Raw genomic sequence first — 18,943 nt, forward strand, 5'->3', positions numbered from 1 at the left:
TCGACGAGGGGCCCGCACTGGGAGAGGACCCGATCGTCGACGGTCACACCGACTCCGGCGTGGACGCCGGCGAGGCGGCGTACTCGACGCCCGACTGGTTCAAGACCGCGGTCTTCTACGAGGTCCTGGTCCGGTCGTTCCGCGACTCCAACGGCGACGGCACCGGCGACTTCCGCGGCCTGGTCGAGAAGCTCGACTACCTGGAATGGCTCGGCGTCGACTGCCTGTGGATCCCGCCGTTCTTCCCGAGCCCGCTGCGCGACGGCGGCTACGACGTCGCCGACTACACCGGCGTGCTCCCCCAGATCGGCACCATCGAGGACTTCCGCTACTTCCTGAACGAAGCCCACGAGCGCGGCATCCGGGTGATCATCGACTTCGTCATGAACCACACCAGCGACCAGCACCCGTGGTTCCAGGCCAGCCGCTCGGACCCGGACGGCCCGTACGGCGACTTCTACGTCTGGTCCGACACCGACGACAAGTACCAGGACGCCCGGATCATCTTCGTCGACACCGAGCCGTCGAACTGGACCTGGGACCCGGTGCGCCAGCAGTACTTCTGGCACCGGTTCTTCTCCCACCAGCCCGACCTGAACTTCGACAACCCCCGGGTCCTCGACGCGATGATGGACGCGATGAAGTTCTGGCTCGACATGGGCATGGACGGCTTCCGCCTCGACGCGGTGCCCTACCTGTTCGAGCGCGAGGGCGGTGACGGCGAGAACCTGCCGGAGACCCACGAGGTGCTGAAGGTCGTCCGGAAGTTCGTGGACGACAACTACCCCGGCCGGGTGCTCCTGTGCGAGGCCAACCAGTGGCCCGAGGACGTCGTCGAGTACTTCGGCGACTTCGAGGTCGGCGGCGACGAGTGCCACATGGCCTTCCACTTCCCGGTGATGCCGCGCATCTTCATGGCGGTCCGCCGCGAGTCGCGCTTCCCCATCTCGGAGATCCTCGAGCAGACGCCGGCGATCCCCCACAACTGCCAGTGGGGCATCTTCCTGCGCAACCACGACGAGCTGACCCTCGAGATGGTCACCGACGAGGACCGCGACTACATGTGGGGCGAGTACGCCAAGGACCCCCGCATGAAGGCCAACATCGGCATCCGCCGGCGGCTGGCCCCGCTGCTGGAGAACGACACCAACCAGATCGAGCTGTTCAACGCGCTGCTGCTCTCGCTGCCCGGGAGCCCGGTGCTCTACTACGGCGACGAGATCGGCATGGGCGACAACATCTGGCTCGGTGACCGCGACGGCGTCCGCACCCCGATGCAGTGGACCTCCGACCGCAACGCCGGCTTCTCCTCGGCCAACCCCGGCAAGCTCGACCTGCCGGTGGTCCAGGACGCGATCTACGGCTACGAGTCGGTCAACGTCGAGGCGCAGCTGGAGAACTCCTCCTCGCTGCTGCACTGGACCCGGCGGATGATCCACGCCCGCCGCCACCACCCGGCGTTCGGCCTCGGCGCGTTCCACGACCTCGGCGGCTCCAACCCGACGGTGCTCTCCTACGCCCGCGAGTACGTCGACGAGGAGGGCAACGAGGACGTCATCCTCTGCGTCAACAACCTCTCCCGGTTCCCCCAGCCCATCGAGCTCGACCTGCGCCGCTTCGAGGGGCGCCGGCCGGTGGAGCTGCTCGGCGGCGTGCCGTTCCCCGTGATCGGGGAGCTCCCGTACCTGCTCACCCTGGCCGGCTACGGGTTCTACTGGTTCCGGTTGACCCCGCCCGAGAACCCCGAGGAGGGTCAGCTGCTGTGAGCACTCCCCCGATCGACCCCCAGGTCCTCGTCGACTACCTCGGCAAGACCCGCTGGTTCGGCGGCAAGGGCCGCCCCTTCGAGGTCTCCGACGTCGAGCGCGTCGGCGACGTGCCCGGTGGCGCGGAGGACGGCCCCCGGGTCGTGCTGCACCTCGTCGAGCTGACCTACCACGACGAGGAGGGCGGCACCGAGCTCTACCAGGTGCCGCTCGCGTTCTACGTCGAGGCGCAGTCGCGCCTCGACCACGCCTTCGTCGGCTGGTGGGAGGACGCCGAGGACGGCTGGGTGCACGCCTACGACGCCCTGCACGACCGCGAGGCGATGGCCCACTGGCTGATCTCGTTCGCGGCGGCCGAGCCCGTGGGCAGCCACCGCCACGAGTCCCTCGACTTCCGGCGGCTGCCGGGGTGGACCGTGGACACCAGCGTGCACTCCACGCTGTTCTCCGGCGAGCAGTCCAACTCCTCGGTGGCGTACGGCGAGGACGCGCTGATGAAGGTGTTCCGCAAGGTCACCCCCGGCGTGAACCCCGACATCGAGATCCACGAGAAGCTCACCGTCGCGGGCTCCACCCACGTGCCGGCCCTGTACGGCTGGCTCGAGCACCTGCGGCCCGACGGCGAGATCGTCCAGCTCGCGATGCTGCAGCAGTTCCTGCGCACCGCGACCGACGGCTGGGACCTCGCCCTCACCAGCGTGCGCGACCTGTTCGCCGAGGCCGACCTGCACGCGAACGAGGTCGGCGGCGACTTCGCCGGCGAGTCCTCGCGCCTGGGCGACGCGCTGCGCGAGGTGCACGAGTCGCTGGCCGAGCAGTTCCCGACCGAGCGGCGGGGCGCGGACGCCGCGCGCGAGCTCGCCGCGGCGATGAACCGCCGTCTCGACGCCGCCCTCGCCGTCGTCCCCGAGCTCGCGAACCACGCCGACGCCCTGCGCGCGGCGTACGACCGGGTGGCGAGGCTGCCCGGCCTCGACGTCCAGCGCATCCACGGCGACCTGCACCTGGGCCAGACGCTGCGCACCTCGACCGGCTGGAAGATCGTGGACTTCGAGGGCGAGCCCGCGAAGCCGCTGGCCGAGCGCCGGCTGCCCGACTCCCCCTGGCGCGACGTCGCCGGGATGCTGCGTTCCTTCGAGTACGCCCCGCACGTCGTGGAGCGCACCCACACCGAGCACGAGCCCCACGAGGCGAGCCAGCTCGCCTACCGGGCCGAGGAGTGGGCCCACCGCAACCGCAACCACTTCCTGGTGGCCTACGCCGGCGGCGAGCCGACCGAGGAGCAGCGCCTGCTCCTGGACGCCTACGTCGCCGACAAGGCCGTCTACGAGACCGTGTACGAGACGCGCAACCGCCCGAGCTGGGTGTCCATCCCCCTCGCCGCGATCACCAGGATCGGAGCCCGATGACCCCCGCGAACTCCCCGCAGACCCCCGCACCCGTGAAGCCGGTCCCCCAGGAGGAGCTGGCGCTGGTGGTGCGCGGCGAGCACGGCCAGCCGCACGGCGTGCTCGGCCCGCACCCCCACGAGGGCGGCGTGACCGTCCGGGTGCTGCGGCCGCTCGCCTCCTCGGTCGTGGTCCGCTACGGCACCGAGGAGACGCGCCTCGAGCACGAGTACGAGGGCGTCTGGGTCGGTGTGCTGCCGGTCGCCGACGTGCCCGACTACCGCGTCGAGGTCGCCTACGACGGGGAGCCGCTGGTCGTCGACGACCCCTACCGGTTCCTGCCGACGCTCGGCGAGGTCGACCTGCACCTGATCAACGAGGGCCGCCACGAGCTGCTCTGGACGGTGCTCGGGGCGCGCGTGCACCACTACGCGGGCTTCTCCGAGCCGGTCACCGGCACCTCGTTCGCCGTCTGGGCGCCGCACGCGCGCGGCGTACGCCTCCAGGGCGACTTCAACGCCTGGGACGGCCGCGAGCACCCGATGCGCCAGCTCGGCAGCTCTGGCGTGTGGGAGCTGTTCGTGCCCGACATCGGCACCGGCACGTCGTACAAGTACGCGATCCTCGGCGCGGACGGCGAGTGGCGGGAGAAGGCCGACCCGATGGCGGCCTGGGCCGAGACGCCGCCCGCGACCTCCTCGCTGGTCTTCGAGTCGACCTACGACTGGGGCGACGACGCCTGGATGGCCGCGCGGCCCGACAAGCGCCCGGTCGCCGAGGCGATGTCGGTCTACGAGATGCACTTGGCGTCGTGGAAGAAGCACCCCGACGGCAGCTTCTGGTCCTGGGCCGAGCTCGCCGAGGACCTGCCGGGCTACCTCGCCGACCTGGGGTTCACCCACGTCGAGCTGATGCCGGTGATGCAGCACCCGTTCGGCGGCTCGTGGGGCTACCACGTCACGTCGTACTTCGCGCCGGACTCGCGCTTCGGCGACCCCGACGGGTTCAAGCTGCTCGTGGACCGCCTCCACCAGGCCGGGATCGGCGTGATCCTGGACTGGGTGCCGGGGCACTTCGCCACCGACCCGTGGGCGCTGGTCAAGTTCGACGGCACCCCGCTCTACGAGGACCCCAACCCCCAGCGCGGCTGGCACAAGGAGTGGGGCTCCCACATCTTCAACTTCGGGCGCAACGAGGTGCGCAACTTCCTCTACGCCAACGCGCTCTACTGGCTCGAGGAGTTCCACGCCGACGGCCTGCGCGTCGACGGCGTCGCCTCGATGCTCTACCTCGACTACTCCCGCGAGGAGGGCGAGTGGACCCCGAACAAGCACGGGGGCCGCGAGAACCTCGAGGCGGTGCAGTTCCTCCAGGAGATGAACGCCACCGTCTACAAGCGGGTGCCCGGCATCGTGACGATCGCCGAGGAGTCCACCTCCTGGCCCGGCGTCACCGAGCCGACCAGCGCCGGCGGCCTCGGCTTCGGCTTCAAGTGGAACATGGGCTGGATGCACGACTCGTTGCGTTACATGGCCAACGAGCCGGTGCACCGCGCCCACCACCACGGCGAGATGACCTTCTCCCTGGTCTACGCGTGGTCGGAGAACTACGTGCTGCCGATCAGCCACGACGAGGTCGTGCACGGCAAGGGCTCGCTGCTGCGCAAGATGCCCGGCGACCGCTGGCAGCAGCTCGCCAACCTGCGCGCCTACCTCGGCTTCATGTGGGCGCACCCCGGCAAGCAGCTGCTGTTCATGGGCGCCGAGCTCGGCCAGGAGTCGGAGTGGGCGGAGTCGCGCGAGCTCGACTGGTGGCTGATGGACCACCCCGAGCACCACGGCGTGCACGCGCTGGTGCGTGACCTGAACACGACGTACACCTCCTCGCCGGCGATGTGGGGGCTCGACCACGAGCCCGAGGGCTTCTCCTGGATCGACGCCAACGACGCGGGGCACAACGTGTTCTCGTTCGTGCGCCGCGCGCCGGGGGCTCCCGACGTGGTCTGCGTCGCCAACTTCGCCGCGGTCCCCCACCACGACTACCGCCTCGGCCTGCCCGCCGAGGGCACGTGGGAGGAGGTCGTCAACACCGACGCCTCGGCGTACACCGGGTCCGGGGTGGGCAACATGGGCGCCATCACCGGCGTCGCCGGCGAGCACTCCGGCCAGCCCGCCCACGCCGACATCGTCGTCCCCCCGCTGGCCACGGTGTGGTTCCGGCGGGCCGAGACCGCCGACTAGCCTGAGCGCGTGACCCAGGAGCCGACGACCGAGCAGACCGTCGCGCACACCGTCGCGGAGGGGGTGGCCCGGCTGAGCTGGGCCCCCGACGAGCCGGTCGACGTCGTACGCCGCGAGGTCGCCGCCGCGCTCGCCACCCACGCCCGGGTGGAGGCGCTGGTCGACCCCGACGACGAGGCGGCGCAGCGGGTCGCCACCTGGTCGGGGATGCGCCGCGAGGGGATCATGCGCGGCGTGACCGTCGACGGCTCGCCGGTCGACCGGATCGTCTACGCGCGGCTGGCCAGCGACGTGCCGGTGCACGAGCCGGAGGGGTTCCGGGCGCTGCTCAACTCCTTCCTGCCCCGCAAGCGCGCGATCGCCCAGCTGCTGGCGCGCGACACCGACGACCGGGTGCTGCTGTGCCAGCTCACCTACAAGCAGGACTGGGACCTGCCCGGCGGCGTCGTCGAGGTCGGCGAGTCGCCGCACGTCGCGGTCGCGCGCGAGGTCGAGGAGGAGCTCGGGCTCACCCTGCCCGCCGGCCCGCTGGTGCTCACCGACTGGCTGCCGCCGTGGAGCGGCTGGGACGACGCGCTCTGCCTGGTCTTCGACGGCGGCGCCCACGACGCGTCGGTCCTCGAGCAGGTGGTGCGTCAGGAGCGCGAGATCCGCTCCGCGGAGTTCTGCACCCTCGAGCAGGTCGACGAGCGGTGCGCCGACTTCACCGCGCGGCGGGTCCGCTCCGCGCTCGCGGGGCTGCGCGGCGACGGCCCGGCGTACACCGAGTCGGGGCGCTAGCCGCGTCCGGGCGGTGCGCAGGCAACCGTTCCGGGTGCCGTGACGGTTGCCTGCGCACCGCTGGGTACGGCGACGTCGCCGACGACCGGCGTACGGCGGGAGCGCAGCGCCACGAGCACGCCGACCACGAGCAGCGCGCCGCCGCCCGCCTCGGCCGCGTTCGGCGACTGGTCGAGCAGCAGCCAGGCGGAGGTCATCGCCACGACCGGCGCCAGCAGCACCCACGGGACGACCGCCGCCGAGGGGTTGCGCGCCAGCAGCGAGTTGAACAGGCCGTACCCCAGCAGCGAGGCGAGTCCCGCGGTGTAGAGCGTCGAGAGCGCCGCCTCCCAGCCGAACGCCGCCACCCCGTCCGCGAGCCCCGCCGGCCCCTCCACGAGGAGCGCGAGCACCAGCAGCGGGAGAGGTACGACGGTCGCCGACCACACGGTGAGCGAGAGCCCGCCCGACACCCCGGCGGCCCGGGAGACCACGTTGCCGATGCCCCACGACAGCGCGCCGAGCAGGCAGAGCGCGAGCGCGGTGGCCGGCACGTGTCCCCCGCGGCCGGCCGCGACGACCGCCAGCCCCACCGAGCCGAGCACCACGCCGGCCGCCTGCGCGGCGGTCGGCACCTCGCGGAGCACGCCCGCGGCGATCACGATCGTGAAGACCACCTGCGCCTGCAGGACCAGCGCGGCCAGGCCGGGGGGCATGCCGGTCGCCATCGCGACGTACAGGAACCCGAACTGACCGGTCGACATGAACGTCCCGACCGCGACCAGCGTCGTCCACGGCACGGCCGGCCGCCGGACCAGGAGCACCGCGGGGAACACCACGAGCAGGAACCGGGCGGTCAGGAAGAGCAGCGGCGGCACGCCGCCCATCCCCCAGTCGATGACGACGAAGTTGAACCCCCACACGGCGGCGACGAGGGCGGCGAGGAGGGAGTCACGGCGGTCCACCCGGTCAGCCTCTCGCGCCGGCACCATGAAGCACCAGCGAATCCTCGTGAGGGTGACTAGGTAGCATCGCTGCATGATCGATCTCGGTGCGCTCACCTCCCTGCGCGCGGTCGCCACCCACGGCTCGGTCGTGGCGGCGGCGGACGCCCTCGGCTTCACGCCCAGCGCCGTCTCCCAGCAGGTCAAGCGCCTCGAGCGGCAGACCGGGGTCCCGCTGCTGGAGCGGGTGGGCCGCGGCGTGATGCTCACCGGCCACGGCCGACACCTGGTCGAGGAGGGCGGCCGGCTGCTGACCGACCTCGAGCAGCTGGAGTCCGGGCTGCACCGCCAGGCCGGCGCGGTCTCCGGCCACCTCCGGCTCACGACGTTCTCCACCGCCATGCGCGGCCTGGTCGCGCCGGTCGTGCGCGACCTCCTCGACCGCCACCCCGACCTCACCGTCACCCTCACCGAGCGGGAGCCCTGGGAGACCGTCGACCTGGTCGCCAGCGGCCAGACCGACGTCGGGGTCGTGCACCGCTGGGGCGACGTCGCGCTCGCCGTCCCCGACCACCTCGACACCACGCTCGTCGCGCAGGACGTCGCCGACGTGGTCGTGCACGCCGACCACCCGCTGGCCGGCCGCGACCGGGTCGCGCCGGCCGACCTCGTCGACGAGGCCTGGGTCGCGACCCCCGAGGGCACGATCTGCCGCGAGTGGCTGCACCGGATGTACGACGGCACCGGGCGCCTGCCCCGCATCGCGCACACCGCGATGGAGTTCGACTCCCACCTCGCGATGGTCTCCTCCGGGCTCGGGATCGCGCTCGTCCCGCGCCTGGGCCGTCAGCCGCTCGGCGCGGGGCTGGTGGCCCTCCCCGCGCACGACCCGGTGCCGACCCGCGACGTGGTCGCCGTGCACCGCCGCAGCATGGCCGGCTCCCCCGCCGTCAGCGCGGTCCTGGCCGCCCTGGCCGCCTAGCGGCGGCGGCGACTCAGAACAGCGCCGACGCCAGCGCCTGACGGCCCTTCAGCACCCGGGCGTCGTCGTTGCCGACCGCGGCGAACAGGCCGAGCAGGTGCTCGCGGGCCGCGTTACGCTCGTCGCCCGACGTACGCCGGACCAGCTCGACCAGCCGCGCGAAGGCGTCCTCGACCTGCCCGTCGAACAGGTCGAGGTCGGCGACCAGCGTCTGCGCCGCGACGTCGTCCGGGCTCGACGCGGCGGCCGCGCGCGCGGCCCCCGCGTCGACACCCTGGACCCGCTGCAGCACCTTCGCCATCGCCAGCCCGGCGGCGGCCTCCGCGTCGGCGGGGTTGGCGGTGACCAGGGCCTGGTACTCCGCGACCGCGCGGTCGAAGTCGCCCGCTTCCATCGCGTCCTGGGCGGGCGCGTAGCGCGGGTCGACCGGCGGCTCGCCGTCCTCGGTCGCGACCGGTCCGCCGTGGCGGGGCTGGTGGCGTCCGGTCATCCCCTGCGCGGTCAGCTGCTGGACGACCTGGGTGAGCGCGGCCCGCAGCTCCTCGAGCGGCAGCGCGTCCTGCATCAGCGGCGCCGGGCGCCCGTCGATCACGGCGACGACCAGCGGGATGGACGGGATCTGCATCGCCTGGGCGATGCCGGGAGCCGCGTCGATGTCGACGAGGCCCGCGAGGAACCGGCCCTCGAACTCGTCGGCCAGCGTGGCCAGGTCGTCGGCGAGCCGGCCGCTCTCGGGCATCCGCGTGCGGGAGTAGAAGCACAGCAGCACCGGGGCCGTCATCGACGACTCGACGACGTCCTGGAAGGTCTGCTCGGTGACCTGCACGGCGTACGCCGAGCCGCCGACCGCCGCGCCCCCCGCGCCGGCCGCGGCCGGGCCGCCGCCCGCCCCCGGGGCACCGGGCGCACCGCCCGCCGGAGGGGCGCTCGGGGCGGGTCGCTTCAACGCCGACAGGTCGATGGCACCGGGTCGGGAGAACGGCTGCTGGCTCATGCGCCCAATCCTAGGGACACGCCTGCGGCACCCCGACGTCATCCCCGGTTCGGTTTCCCGCCCCCCGGGATGGGGACGCTCCCCGCATGAACCTCTCTCGGGGAGCCGCGGTCCTCACCGCGACCGTCATCGCCGCGTCCATGCTCACCACGGCGGCCACCACGGCCGCCCCGTCGAGCGCCACGAGCGCCACGAGCGGCTCGTCGGCCGCCGGGAAGCACCACCACGGGCAGCGGGAGGTGCGGTTCCAGACGTTCAACGCCTCGCTCAACCGGGCGAGCGCCGGCGAGCTGGTCTCCGACCTCTCGACCCCGGACGACCCCCAGGCGGCCGCGGTCGCGGAGATCGTGCAGCGGACCCGGCCCGACGTCCTGCTGCTCAACGAGGTGGACTTCGTGCCGGGCGGGAAGGCCGTCGACCTGTTCCGCAAGAACTACCTCGAGGTCGGCCAGCACGGTGCCCGGCCGATCCGCTACCACCACACCTTCGTCGCGCCGTCCAACACCGGCGTGCCCACCGGCCACGACCTCGACAACAACGGGTCGGTCGGCGGCGGCAACGACGCCCAGGGCTTCGGGGAGTTCGAGGGCCAGTACGGCATGGCCGTCCTCAGCCGCTACCCGATCGACCGCAAGCAGGTGCGGACCTTCCAGCGCTTCCTGTGGAAGGACATGCCGGGCTCGCTGCTGCCGACCGACTGGTACTCCCGCGCCGAGCGGGCCGACCTGCGCCTGTCCAGCAAGTCCCACTGGGACGTGCCCGTCCGGATCGGCCGCGAGACCGTGCACTTCCTCGTCTCCCACCCGACGCCTCCCACCTTCGACGGCCCCGAGGACCGCAACGGCCGTCGCAACCACGACGAGATCCGGTTCTGGGCCGACTACGTCTCGGGCGAGGACTACATGTACGACGACCGCGGCCGCACCGGCGGGCTGGACCGCCGCGCCTCGTTCGTGATCGCGGGCGACCAGAACAGCGACCCGGCCGACGGCGACTCGGTCGACGGCGCCATCCAGCAGCTGCTCGACCTGCGGCAGGTGACCGACCCGCTGCCGCGCTCGGCCGGGGGCCGGGAGGCCGCGGCCCGGCAGGGCGGCGCGAACGCCCTCCACGTCTCGGACCCGGCGTACGACACCGCGGACTTCGCGGACACCGCGCCGGGGAACCTGCGCGCCGACTACGTGCTCCCGTCGCGGGACCTGCGGGTGCGCGGTGCCGGGGTCTTCTGGCCGGTGCCCTCCGACCCGCTGTCCCGGCTGACCGGCGAGTTCCCGTTCCCGTCCTCGGACCACCGCGCGGTCTGGGTCGACGTCGCCGTCCGCGGCCGGTAGGCCGGCGGACCCGGCCCGGTTCGCGACTTCCCCACAGGTGCGACCCGGGCCGGCCGATGCTCCGGGCATGGGCAAGCTCCTGGACGGTCTCCTCCCGGTCGCCGCCGGCGTCCTCCTCGGGGTGGTCTGCCGCTCGGCGGCGGCCCGGCTCGACCCGGTCGGGACGGTGGCGCGCACCGCGCTCACCGACGCCAACCTCGCCGCCTTCGTCGCGACCGCGTCCCGCGAGCTCGCCTGACGGCCGAGCCGGTCAGGCGCCGTCAGGTGTCCTCGGACGCCGCCAGCAGCTCGTCGGCGGCGGCGTAGGGGTCGCACTCCCCCGCCACCACGCGCGCGGCGAGCCCGTCGAGCTCGCTGCGGCCGTGCACGCCGGCCCACCGCGATCGCAGGGCCGTGACCGCGATCGCCTCGATCTCGCTCCGCGCCCGACGGGTACGCCGCCGCGCGAGCTCGCCGGTGGCGTCCAGCCACGCGTGGTGCTCGTCGATCGCGCCGAGCACCTCGGCGAGGCCGGTGCCCGCCTGCGCGACCGTCGCCAGGACCGGCGGCTGCCAGGCGCCCTCGGCCCGCTCGCCGAGCGCGAGCATCGAGCGCAGGTCGCGGCGTACCTGGTCGGCGCCGTCCCGGTCGGCCTTGTTCACGACGTACACGTCGCCGATCTCGAGGATCCCGGCCTTCGCCGCCTGGATCCCGTCGCCCATGCCCGGGGCGAGGAGCACCAGCGTGGTGTCGGCCTGGGCGGCGACGTCGACCTCGCTCTGCCCGACCCCGACGGTCTCCACGAGGACCACGTCGTACCCGGCGGCGTCGAGCACCCGGATCGCCTGCGGGGTGCTCCAGGCGAGCCCGCCGAGGTGGCCGCGCGCCGCCATCGACCGGATGTAGACGCCGTCGTCGGACGCGTGGTCCTGCATCCGCACCCGGTCACCGAGCAGAGCGCCGCCGGAGAACGGCGAGGACGGGTCGACCGCGAGCACGCCGACCCGCTTGCCGGCGGCGCGCAGCTCACGGACCAGCGCGCTGGTGGTCGTGGACTTCCCGACCCCCGGCGAGCCGGTGATCCCCACGACCTGCGCCCCACCCGTGTGCGGCGCGAGCGCCGCCATCACCTCGCGCAGCCGGGGCGACTCGTCCTCGACCAGCGAGATCAGCCGGGCGACGGACCGGGCCTCGCCGGCGCGGGCGCGCGCGACGAGGCCCTCGAGGTCCTGCTCAGCCCTTCGGGACACGCACGATCAACGCGTCGCCCTGGCCACCGCCGCCGCACAGGGCGGCCGCGCCGACGCCGCCACCGCGACGCTTGAGCTCGAGCGCGAGGTGCAGGACCACCCGGGCGCCGGACATGCCCACGGGGTGGCCGAGTGCGATCGCGCCGCCGTTGACGTTGACCTTGGCGTCGTCGAGGCCGAGCTCGCGCGCCGAGGAGATGCCGACGGCGGCGAAGGCCTCGTTGAACTCGACCAGGTCGAGGTCGGTCGGGCTGATGCCCTCCTTCTCGCACGCCTTGGCCGTCGCGACGGCCGGCTGCAGCTGCAGCGTGGAGTCCGGGCCCGCGACCTGGCCGTGGGCGCCGATCTCGGCGAGCCACTCCAGGCCGAGCTCCTCGGCCTTGGCCTTGCTCATCACGACCACGGCGGCCGCGCCGTCGGAGATCTGCGAGGAGGAGCCGGCGGTGATCGTGCCCTCCTTGGAGAACGCCGCGCGCAGCTTGCCGAGCGACTCCGCGGTGGTCTCGCCGCGCACGCCCTCGTCGGTGCTGACCACGACCGGGTCGCCCTTGCGCTGCGGGATGGAGACCGGCACGACCTCGTCGTCGAAGACGCCGTTCTTCCAGGCCACGGCCGCCTTCTGGTGGGAGTACGCCGCGAACGTGTCCTGCTCCTCGCGGGTCAGGTTGGCGCTGGCCGCGTTGCACTCCTCGGTCAGCAGGCCCATCGCCTGCGAGGTGAACTGGTCGTACAGCGCGTCGTAGGCCATCGAGTCGACGAGCTTGACGTCGCCGAACTTGATGCCCTCGCGCGACTTCGGCAGGAAGTGCGGGGCGTTGGTCATCGACTCCATGCCCCCGGCGACCACGATCTCGCACTCGCCGGCGCGGACCAGCTGGTCGGCCAGCGCGATCGCGTTCAGGCCGGAGAGGCAGACCTTGTTGATCGTCATCGAGGGGACGCGCATGGGGATGCCGCCCTCGACCGCGGCGATCCGGGCGGGGTTCTGCCCGGCGCCGGCCTGGATGACCTGACCCATGATCACGTAGTCGACCTGGTCGCCGGAGACCCCGGCCTTCGCCAAGGCGCCCTTGATGGCGTGGCCGCCGAGCTGGGCGGCGGTGAGGTCCTTGAAGCCGCCGCTGAGGCGGCCGATGGGGGTGCGTGCCCCGGCGACGATCACGGTTGACATGGGTTCCTCCAGCTGGGGGCGGACGGGCCGATGACCCGGACCCTACCCACCGGTCACATGCGTGGCGAGGGGCTGCGAGCCGGGGCACGTGAGGCGCATGTCACAACCGGTCGCGGGTGCCGCGCCCGACATACGACGATGGCGTCATGAGCGACGCGACCCCCTCCTCCGGCCTGCCCCAGCACCTGTTCACCGCCATCGACCACGTCGGCATGGCGGTGCCCGACCTGGACGAGGCGATCGCGTTCTACCGCGACACCCTCGGCATGACCCTGGCCCACCAGGAGGTCAACGAGGAGCAGGGCGTCCGCGAGGCGATGATGGCCGTCGGCGACTCCGGCTCGCACGTCCAGCTGCTCGCGCCGATCGACGAGACCTCCACGATCGCGAAGTTCATCGACCGCAACGGCCCCGGCTGCCAGCAGGTCGCCTACCGGGTCGAGGACGTCGAGCAGGTCAGCGCGGTGCTGCGCGAGCGCGGCCTGCGGCTGCTCTACGACGCCCCGAAGCGCGGCACCTCCGACTCGCGGATCAACTTCGTGCACCCCAAGGACGCCGGCGGCGTGCTCGTCGAGCTGGTGCAGCCGGCCCGCTGACGCGACGTGGGTCACAGGGGGTGTCCCGACCTGTTACCGGTGGGTAATGTCCCGCCCACCACCCCGACCCCAGGAGCCGACGTGCAGCACATCCTCGACGCCATCCTCGCCGCCTCAGAAGACCCAGGGAGCACGACAGCGGAGGACTTCGCCCACCTCGAGATCCCCGAGTCCTACCGCGCCGTGACGGTGCACAAGGACGAGGTGGACATGTTCGAGGGCCTCACCACCCGGGAGAAGGACCCGCGCAAGTCCCTGCACGTCGAGGACGTAGCCCTCCCCGAGCTCGGTCCCGGCGAGGCGTACGTCGCGGTGATGGCCTCGGCGATCAACTACAACACCGTCTGGACCTCGATCTTCGAGCCGGTCTCCACGTTCGGCTTCCTCGAGCGCTACGGCCGGCTCTCCGAGCTCACCAAGCGCCACGACCTGCCCTACCACGTGGTCGGCTCCGACCTGGCCGGCGTCGTGCTCAAGACCGGCCCCGGCGTGACGAGGTGGAAGCCGGGCACCGAGGTGGTCGCCCACTGCCTCTCCGTCGAGCTCGAGGACCCCGCCGGCCACGACGACACGATGATGGACCCCCAGCAGCGGATCTGGGGCTTCGAGACCAACTTCGGCGGCCTGGCCCACATCGCGCTGGTCAAGTCCAACCAGCTGCTGCCCAAGCCTGCCCACCTGACCTGGGAGGAGGCCGCCTCCCCCGGGCTGGTCAACGCGACCGCCTACCGCCAGCTGGTCTCCAAGAACGCCGGCCAGATGAAGCAGGGCGACAACGTCCTCATCTGGGGCGCCTCCGGCGGCCTCGGCGGCTTCGCGACGCAGTACGCCCTCAACGGTGGCGCCAACCCGATCTGCGTGGTGTCCAACGAGGAGAAGGCCCGGATCGTGCGCTCCATGGGTGCGGAGATGATCATCAACCGCTCCGAGGAGAACTGGCAGTTCTGGAACGAGGACGGCACCGAGCAGAACCCCAAGGAGTGGCAGCGCCTGGGCAAGAAGATCCGCGAGCTCACCGGCGGCGAGGACATCGACATCGTCTTCGAGCACCCGGGCCGCGAGACCTTCGGCGCCTCGGTCTACGTGACCCGCAAGGGCGGCACGATCACCACCTGTGCCTCGACGACCGGGTACATGCACGAGTACGACAACCGGTACCTGTGGATGAACCTCAAGCGCATCGTCTCCAGCCACTTCGCCAACTACCGCGAGGCGTTCGAGGCCAACCGCCTGATCGCCCAGGGCAAGATCCACCCGACCCTGTCGCGGACCTACACCCTCGACGAGGTCGGCCAGGCCGCGCTCGACGTCCATCACAACAAGCACCAGGGCAAGGTCGGCGTCCTCTGCCTGGCTCCCGAGGAGGGCCTCGGGGTGCGCGACCACGAGCTCCGCGCCCAGCACGAGACGGCGATCAACCGGTTCCGCGGGGTCTGAGCGGACCTCCCCCCGCGGCACGCCGCAGCCACCCACCCCGGTGCCCGACACCCGTCGCACCGGGGTGGGTTCTTTCCCGCCGATCGTGGAGGATGGGGGCGAACTTCCCCCCGACCGGAAGAAGGATGCTTCGACCATGAGTGACCAGGGCCTGTCCATCTTCGACGACGAGTCGGACAAGGAGCCGGTCGACGCCGAGACGACCCAGGTCATCCCCGTCGTGGACCAGCAGCGGAACGCCCCGGCCCCGGCCGGCCAGCGTCCGGCCGTCGCGCCGCCCGCGACCCGGTCCGCTCCCGCCCGTCCCCCGGTTCAGCGCGCGGCCGGACCGTCGACGACGGTCACCACCCCGTCGTTCCCCGTCGTGCGCCGCAACGGCTACGACCCGAGTGCGGTCGACGGCGCCTTCGCCCAGCTCGCCTCCGAGCGGGCCGGCCTCGGCGCCACCCTCGCGGACGCCGAGCGTCGCGCCACCGAGCTCGAGGAGCAGCTCCAGGCGGCCCGGCACGAGCTCGCCGAGAACGCCAACCCCTCGTACGCCGGCCTGGGGGGCCGCGCGAGCGCGATGCTGCGCCTCGCGGAGGAGGAGGCCACCGAGATCCGGACGTTCGCGGAGCGGGACGCCGCGGAGATCCGCGAGCAGGCCGCCCGCGACGCCAAGGCGATCCGGGCCGACGCCGCCCGCGAGGCCGAGGACATGCGCACCGTGCAGCTCGCCGAGCTCGACCAGCAGCGCAGCCGCGCGGTCGCGGACGCCGAGCAGGAGCGCAACCTCGCCCGCGCCGAGGCCGAGGACCTGCTCGCCTCCGCACGGCGCGAGTCCGAGCAGCTGCGGCTCGCCGCCCAGCAGGAGACCACCGAGCTGCGCACCTCGGCGCAGCGCGAGGTCGAGCAGGCCCGCGCGTCCGCGGACCGCGAGGTCCAGGAGGCCCGCCGGATGCTCGCGGTGGAGAAGGAGCGGCTGGCCCGCGAGGCCACCGACTTCCACAACAGCGCCACCGCCGAGACCCGCAAGCTCGTCGAGGAGGCCGAGCTGCGCGCGTCGGCCGCCGAGGAGCGCGCCCGCCAGGCCACCAACCAGGCCACCGAGCACCGGCGCCAGGCGCAGTCCGAGGCCGAGGCGCTGCTCTCCCGCGCCCGTCGCGAGGCCGAGCAGATCGTCACCTCCGCCCGCACCCAGTCGGAGTCGATCAGCTCGACCGGCGACGCGGAGGCCGAGCGCGAGCTCGCCCAGACCCGCGCCGAGCTGGAGCGGCTCCGCAAGCGCCGCGACGCCATCACCGCCCAGCTCGCCTCGCTGCGCGACGTGGTCGCGGGCTTCGGCGAGGACGACGCTTGAGCGAGGAGCGGGCGGCCGCGCCGGCCCCCGCCGTACCTCCTCCGAGCACGCCCGACAGCGCCGGCGCCGACAGCGCCGGCGCCACGGCGGACACCGCGCCGGTGACCGTCGACGACGGACCCGGAGCACGCACCTCACGCGGTGACCTCGGCCGTCCCGGTCCCCCGCTGGACCACCAGGCGCCGTTCTTCGTCGGCCTGGTCGGCGGGCTCGGGTTCGCCCTGGCCTGGTGGCTCTTCGACAAGCTCACCGGCATCGGCTCGACCCTGGTGCTGGTCATCGTCTCGTTCTTCATCGCCGCCGGGCTCCACCCCGTGGTGCAGTGGCTGGAGCGGCGCGGACTGGCCCGCCCCTGGGCGGTGCTGACGGTCATCGTCGGGTTCCTCGTGGCGCTGGGGCTGTTCTTCGTCGCGATCGTCCCGGTGATCACCGACCAGATCCGCAAGATCACCGACAACGCTCCGGACTGGATCGACCAGCTGCAGCGCAGCAAGCGGATCCAGGACCTCAACGCCGAGTTCAAGGTCCTCGACAAGCTCCAGGACTACGTCGCCAACGGCGACTTCGCCTCCACGGTCTTCGGCGGCGCGCTCGGGGTGGGTCTCGCGGTGCTCGGGGCGCTCTTCAACGCCTTCATCATCCTGGTGCTGACGCTCTACTTCCTCGCCTCGATGAAGACGACCACCGGTGCGCTCTACCGCCTGGCCCCCGCCTCGCGCCGCGACCGGGTCACCAAGCTCGGTGACCGGATCGTCGACAGCATCGGCGGCTACGTCTCCGGCGCCTTCGTGGTCGCCCTGTGTGCCGGCCTCTCCTCGCTGGTCTTCCTGTTCGCCATCGGACTGGGTGAGTACGCCGTGGCGCTGGCGTTCGTGGTGGCCCTGCTCGACGTGATCCCGATGATCGGCGCCACCATCGGCGCGGTCATCGTCACCGCGATCGCGTTCGCCACCGACGTGGAGAGTGGCATCTTCTGCGTGATCTTCTACGTCATCTACCAGCAGTTCGAGAACTACGTGATCTACCCACGGGTGATGGCGCGCTCGGTCGACATCCCGGGCTCGGTCACCGTGATCGCCGCCCTGGTCGGCGCGGCGCTGCTCGGCGTCGTCGGCGCGCTGCTCGCCATCCCCACCGCCGCGGCGATCCTGCTGCTGGTCCGCGAGGTCCACGTCAAAAGGCAGGACGCGCGGTAGCGGCTCAGCGGCGCTCCCCGACGAAGTCGGCGAGCGTGCCGCCCAGGCCGCCGGTGGGTCCGAACAGGGTGGTGCCCAGTCCGCCCACCACCCAGGGACGGGCGAGCTCCGGCGTGAGCCTGCGCAGGTCGACCTCTCCTCTCGCGACGAGCGAGCAGCCGCTCGAGGACATGGTGACCTCGTAGCGGCGGTCGGCCACGGCGACGAGGACGAGCTCGGTCGGGCGCCCCACGTCGCACCGGCGGTCGATGGGGAACGGCCGGGCCCGGTCGAAGGCCCCCTCGAAGGCGGCGCCGGCGTCGGCGGGGAGCGGCGCGGCGTACCGCAGGTCGTTCGGACGTCCTCTCGGGTCCAGCTCGAACGCACACACGGTGTCGTCGTCCTGCCCCTGCGCCGGGCCGCACGGCGCGGCGTCGGCGCGCACGGTCGCCAGGATCCGCTCACGCATCCCGGCGTCGCGGGTGGCGACGGTGACGGTGGTGCCGGCAGCCTCGACCGTCTCCTGGGTGTAGCCGTCGCCGACGTCGACGGTGCCGGGCTCGAGCGGCGCCCCCAGCCAGACGTACGGCGCCGCCGGGTCACCCAGGGAGTCCCCGCCGAAGCACGCGTCCGACATGAAGACCGGGCGACCGACGTAGGGCCGGCTCGGACGGCCACCGCAGACGTAGAGGCCGCCGCCGGCCGTGCGCATCGGTGCCGGCCCCCAGGTCCAGTCGGTGGGGACGTCGACGGCGACATCGTGCCAGTACTCGGTGCGCCACGTGTCCCGGGCCGGCTCGGCGGGGTCGACGGCCTCGGTCGGGCTCGGACCGGGCTCCGGCGCCACGGCGTCGGTGCCGTCGACGACGCTCAGGACGCCCACCACGGCGGCGACGGCCGCGGCGGCCGCCAGTCCGGCGCGGGCGCCGCGGCGCCGACGGACCGACCGGCGGGCCCGGCCCACCAGCGGGGCGGTCGTGTCCACGCGCTCGGCCCGCGCGTGCAGGCTCTCGCGCACCAGCTGCTCGAGGTCGTCGGTCATCGGTCCTCCTGCGTCGTCAGGGCGGCCCGCAGCGCGGTGAGGGCCCGGTGGACGTGAGAGCGGACCGTGGACTCCGAGCAGCCCAGCAGCGACGCGACCTCGGCGTACTCGAGGTCCTCGTAGAACCGCAGCACCACCGCCGCGCGCTGCTGGCGCGGGAGGGTCGAGCAGACCCGCCAGACCGCGTCGGACTCGTCGACGAGCGCCGTCGGGTCGACGGCGGTGTCACGCACCTGGTCGCGCACCTCGGCGACCGGGACCTCCCGCCGGCCTGCCCGCCGCCAGCCGGAGACGTGCTCGTTGACCACCATCCGGCGCACGTAGGCGTCGGGGTCCTCGGTGCGGCTGACCCGCGACCACCGCTCGCACGCGCGGGTGAGCGCCGACTGGACCGCCTCCTCGGCGGCCTGCTGGGAGCCGGTGACCAGGTAGGCGAAGCGCAGCAGCCCGGCGAGCCGGGTCTCCGCCCACGCCTCGAAGTCGGTCACTCCCACATCCATGCACAACACACGGCGGGGCGGGCCGGGATGTTGCACCCCGGCGCCGACTT

At 72.9% G+C, this 18,943-nt stretch carries 17 protein-coding genes; 11 read left to right on the top strand and 6 right to left on the bottom strand.

Annotated features, from left to right (window positions below):
* Nucleotides 1–32: 32 nt before the first annotated feature.
* Genes treS through H4O22_RS12895 form a run of 4 tightly spaced genes read left to right on the top strand, consistent with a single transcriptional unit; the run spans nucleotide 33 to nucleotide 6,174 of the window.
* Nucleotides 33–1,766: a maltose alpha-D-glucosyltransferase gene (treS, locus tag H4O22_RS12880; RefSeq protein ID WP_406603318.1), complete on the top strand. Its 1,734-nt coding sequence runs from the start codon at nucleotides 33–35 to the stop codon at nucleotides 1,764–1,766.
* On the top strand, nucleotides 1,763–3,175 hold the full coding sequence (locus H4O22_RS12885) for a maltokinase N-terminal cap-like domain-containing protein (RefSeq protein WP_182523793.1): 1,413 nt from the start codon (nucleotides 1,763–1,765) through the stop codon (nucleotides 3,173–3,175). The genes treS and H4O22_RS12885 overlap by 4 nt, the downstream gene beginning before the upstream one ends.
* Nucleotides 3,172–5,394 (top strand): 1,4-alpha-glucan branching protein GlgB, encoded by a 2,223-nt coding sequence (gene glgB / locus H4O22_RS12890; protein ID WP_182523794.1) that lies wholly within the window; start codon nucleotides 3,172–3,174, stop codon nucleotides 5,392–5,394. Before H4O22_RS12885 ends, glgB begins: the two co-directional genes overlap by 4 nt.
* Nucleotides 5,395–5,403: 9 nt before the next feature.
* Nucleotides 5,404–6,174 (top strand): NUDIX hydrolase, encoded by a 771-nt coding sequence (locus H4O22_RS12895; RefSeq protein WP_182523795.1) that lies wholly within the window; start codon nucleotides 5,404–5,406, stop codon nucleotides 6,172–6,174.
* Here the strand turns inward: H4O22_RS12895 and H4O22_RS12900 are convergent.
* Nucleotides 6,171–7,118, bottom strand: coding sequence for an EamA family transporter (locus H4O22_RS12900; protein ID WP_182523796.1), 948 nt, complete (start codon nucleotides 7,116–7,118; stop codon nucleotides 6,171–6,173). The genes H4O22_RS12895 and H4O22_RS12900 overlap by 4 nt on opposite strands.
* Before the next feature lie 73 nt (nucleotides 7,119–7,191).
* Between H4O22_RS12900 and H4O22_RS12905 the strand changes: the two genes are divergently transcribed.
* On the top strand, nucleotides 7,192–8,079 hold the full coding sequence (locus H4O22_RS12905; protein ID WP_182523797.1) for a LysR family transcriptional regulator: 888 nt from the start codon (nucleotides 7,192–7,194) through the stop codon (nucleotides 8,077–8,079).
* A gap of 13 nt (nucleotides 8,080–8,092) precedes the next feature.
* On the opposite strand, the gene H4O22_RS12910 is transcribed toward H4O22_RS12905, so the two are convergent.
* Complete coding sequence (locus tag H4O22_RS12910; protein WP_182523798.1) at nucleotides 8,093–9,073, bottom strand: co-chaperone YbbN; 981 nt, start codon at nucleotides 9,071–9,073, stop codon at nucleotides 8,093–8,095.
* 86 nt (nucleotides 9,074–9,159) lie between these two features.
* Between H4O22_RS12910 and H4O22_RS12915 the strand changes: the two genes are divergently transcribed.
* Together H4O22_RS12915 and H4O22_RS12920 are read left to right on the top strand one after the other, a co-directional pair.
* A complete protein-coding gene (locus H4O22_RS12915; RefSeq protein WP_220451159.1) occupies nucleotides 9,160–10,404 on the top strand; it encodes an endonuclease/exonuclease/phosphatase family protein in 1,245 nt (414 codons plus the stop codon).
* A gap of 67 nt (nucleotides 10,405–10,471) precedes the next feature.
* Complete coding sequence (locus H4O22_RS12920; RefSeq protein WP_182523799.1) at nucleotides 10,472–10,642, top strand: hypothetical protein; 171 nt, start codon at nucleotides 10,472–10,474, stop codon at nucleotides 10,640–10,642.
* 22 nt (nucleotides 10,643–10,664) lie between these two features.
* Here the strand turns inward: H4O22_RS12920 and meaB are convergent, their stop codons facing one another.
* Nucleotides 10,665–11,633: a methylmalonyl Co-A mutase-associated GTPase MeaB gene (gene meaB / locus H4O22_RS12925; RefSeq protein WP_182523800.1), complete on the bottom strand. Its 969-nt coding sequence runs from the start codon at nucleotides 11,631–11,633 to the stop codon at nucleotides 10,665–10,667.
* Nucleotides 11,617–12,804, bottom strand: coding sequence for an acetyl-CoA C-acetyltransferase (locus H4O22_RS12930; protein ID WP_182523801.1), 1,188 nt, complete (start codon nucleotides 12,802–12,804; stop codon nucleotides 11,617–11,619). Before H4O22_RS12930 ends, meaB begins: the two co-directional genes overlap by 17 nt.
* Nucleotides 12,805–12,950: 146 nt before the next feature.
* Here H4O22_RS12930 and mce point away from each other — a divergent pair, with 146 nt between their 5' ends.
* The 4 genes from mce (at nucleotide 12,951) to H4O22_RS12950 (ending at nucleotide 17,372) form a co-directional block, all read left to right on the top strand.
* Entirely contained in the window at nucleotides 12,951–13,400 is a 450-nt protein-coding gene (mce, locus tag H4O22_RS12935) for a methylmalonyl-CoA epimerase (RefSeq protein ID WP_182523802.1), read from the top strand.
* 81 nt (nucleotides 13,401–13,481) lie between these two features.
* On the top strand, nucleotides 13,482–14,837 hold the full coding sequence (ccrA, locus tag H4O22_RS12940; protein ID WP_182523803.1) for a crotonyl-CoA carboxylase/reductase: 1,356 nt from the start codon (nucleotides 13,482–13,484) through the stop codon (nucleotides 14,835–14,837).
* Between the two features lie 136 nt (nucleotides 14,838–14,973).
* Nucleotides 14,974–16,176 carry a coiled-coil domain-containing protein gene (locus tag H4O22_RS12945; RefSeq protein WP_227465468.1) on the top strand — a complete coding sequence of 401 codons (1,203 nt, stop codon included), beginning with the start codon at nucleotides 14,974–14,976 and terminating at the stop codon, nucleotides 16,174–16,176.
* Entirely contained in the window at nucleotides 16,173–17,372 is a 1,200-nt protein-coding gene (locus tag H4O22_RS12950) for an AI-2E family transporter (RefSeq protein WP_244962958.1), read from the top strand. The genes H4O22_RS12945 and H4O22_RS12950 overlap by 4 nt, the downstream gene beginning before the upstream one ends.
* A gap of 4 nt (nucleotides 17,373–17,376) precedes the next feature.
* Here the strand turns inward: H4O22_RS12950 and H4O22_RS12955 are convergent, their stop codons facing one another.
* Both H4O22_RS12955 and H4O22_RS12960 read right to left on the bottom strand, forming a co-directional pair.
* Nucleotides 17,377–18,393, bottom strand: coding sequence for a hypothetical protein (locus H4O22_RS12955; RefSeq protein WP_182523804.1), 1,017 nt, complete (start codon nucleotides 18,391–18,393; stop codon nucleotides 17,377–17,379).
* Entirely contained in the window at nucleotides 18,390–18,881 is a 492-nt protein-coding gene (locus tag H4O22_RS12960; protein ID WP_342356048.1) for a SigE family RNA polymerase sigma factor, read from the bottom strand. Before H4O22_RS12960 ends, H4O22_RS12955 begins: the two co-directional genes overlap by 4 nt.
* Between the last annotated feature and the right edge of the window lie 62 nt (nucleotides 18,882–18,943).

It is taken from the genome of Nocardioides dongkuii, assembly GCF_014127485.1.
Taxonomy (GTDB): Bacteria; Actinomycetota; Actinomycetes; order Propionibacteriales; family Nocardioidaceae; genus Nocardioides; species Nocardioides dongkuii.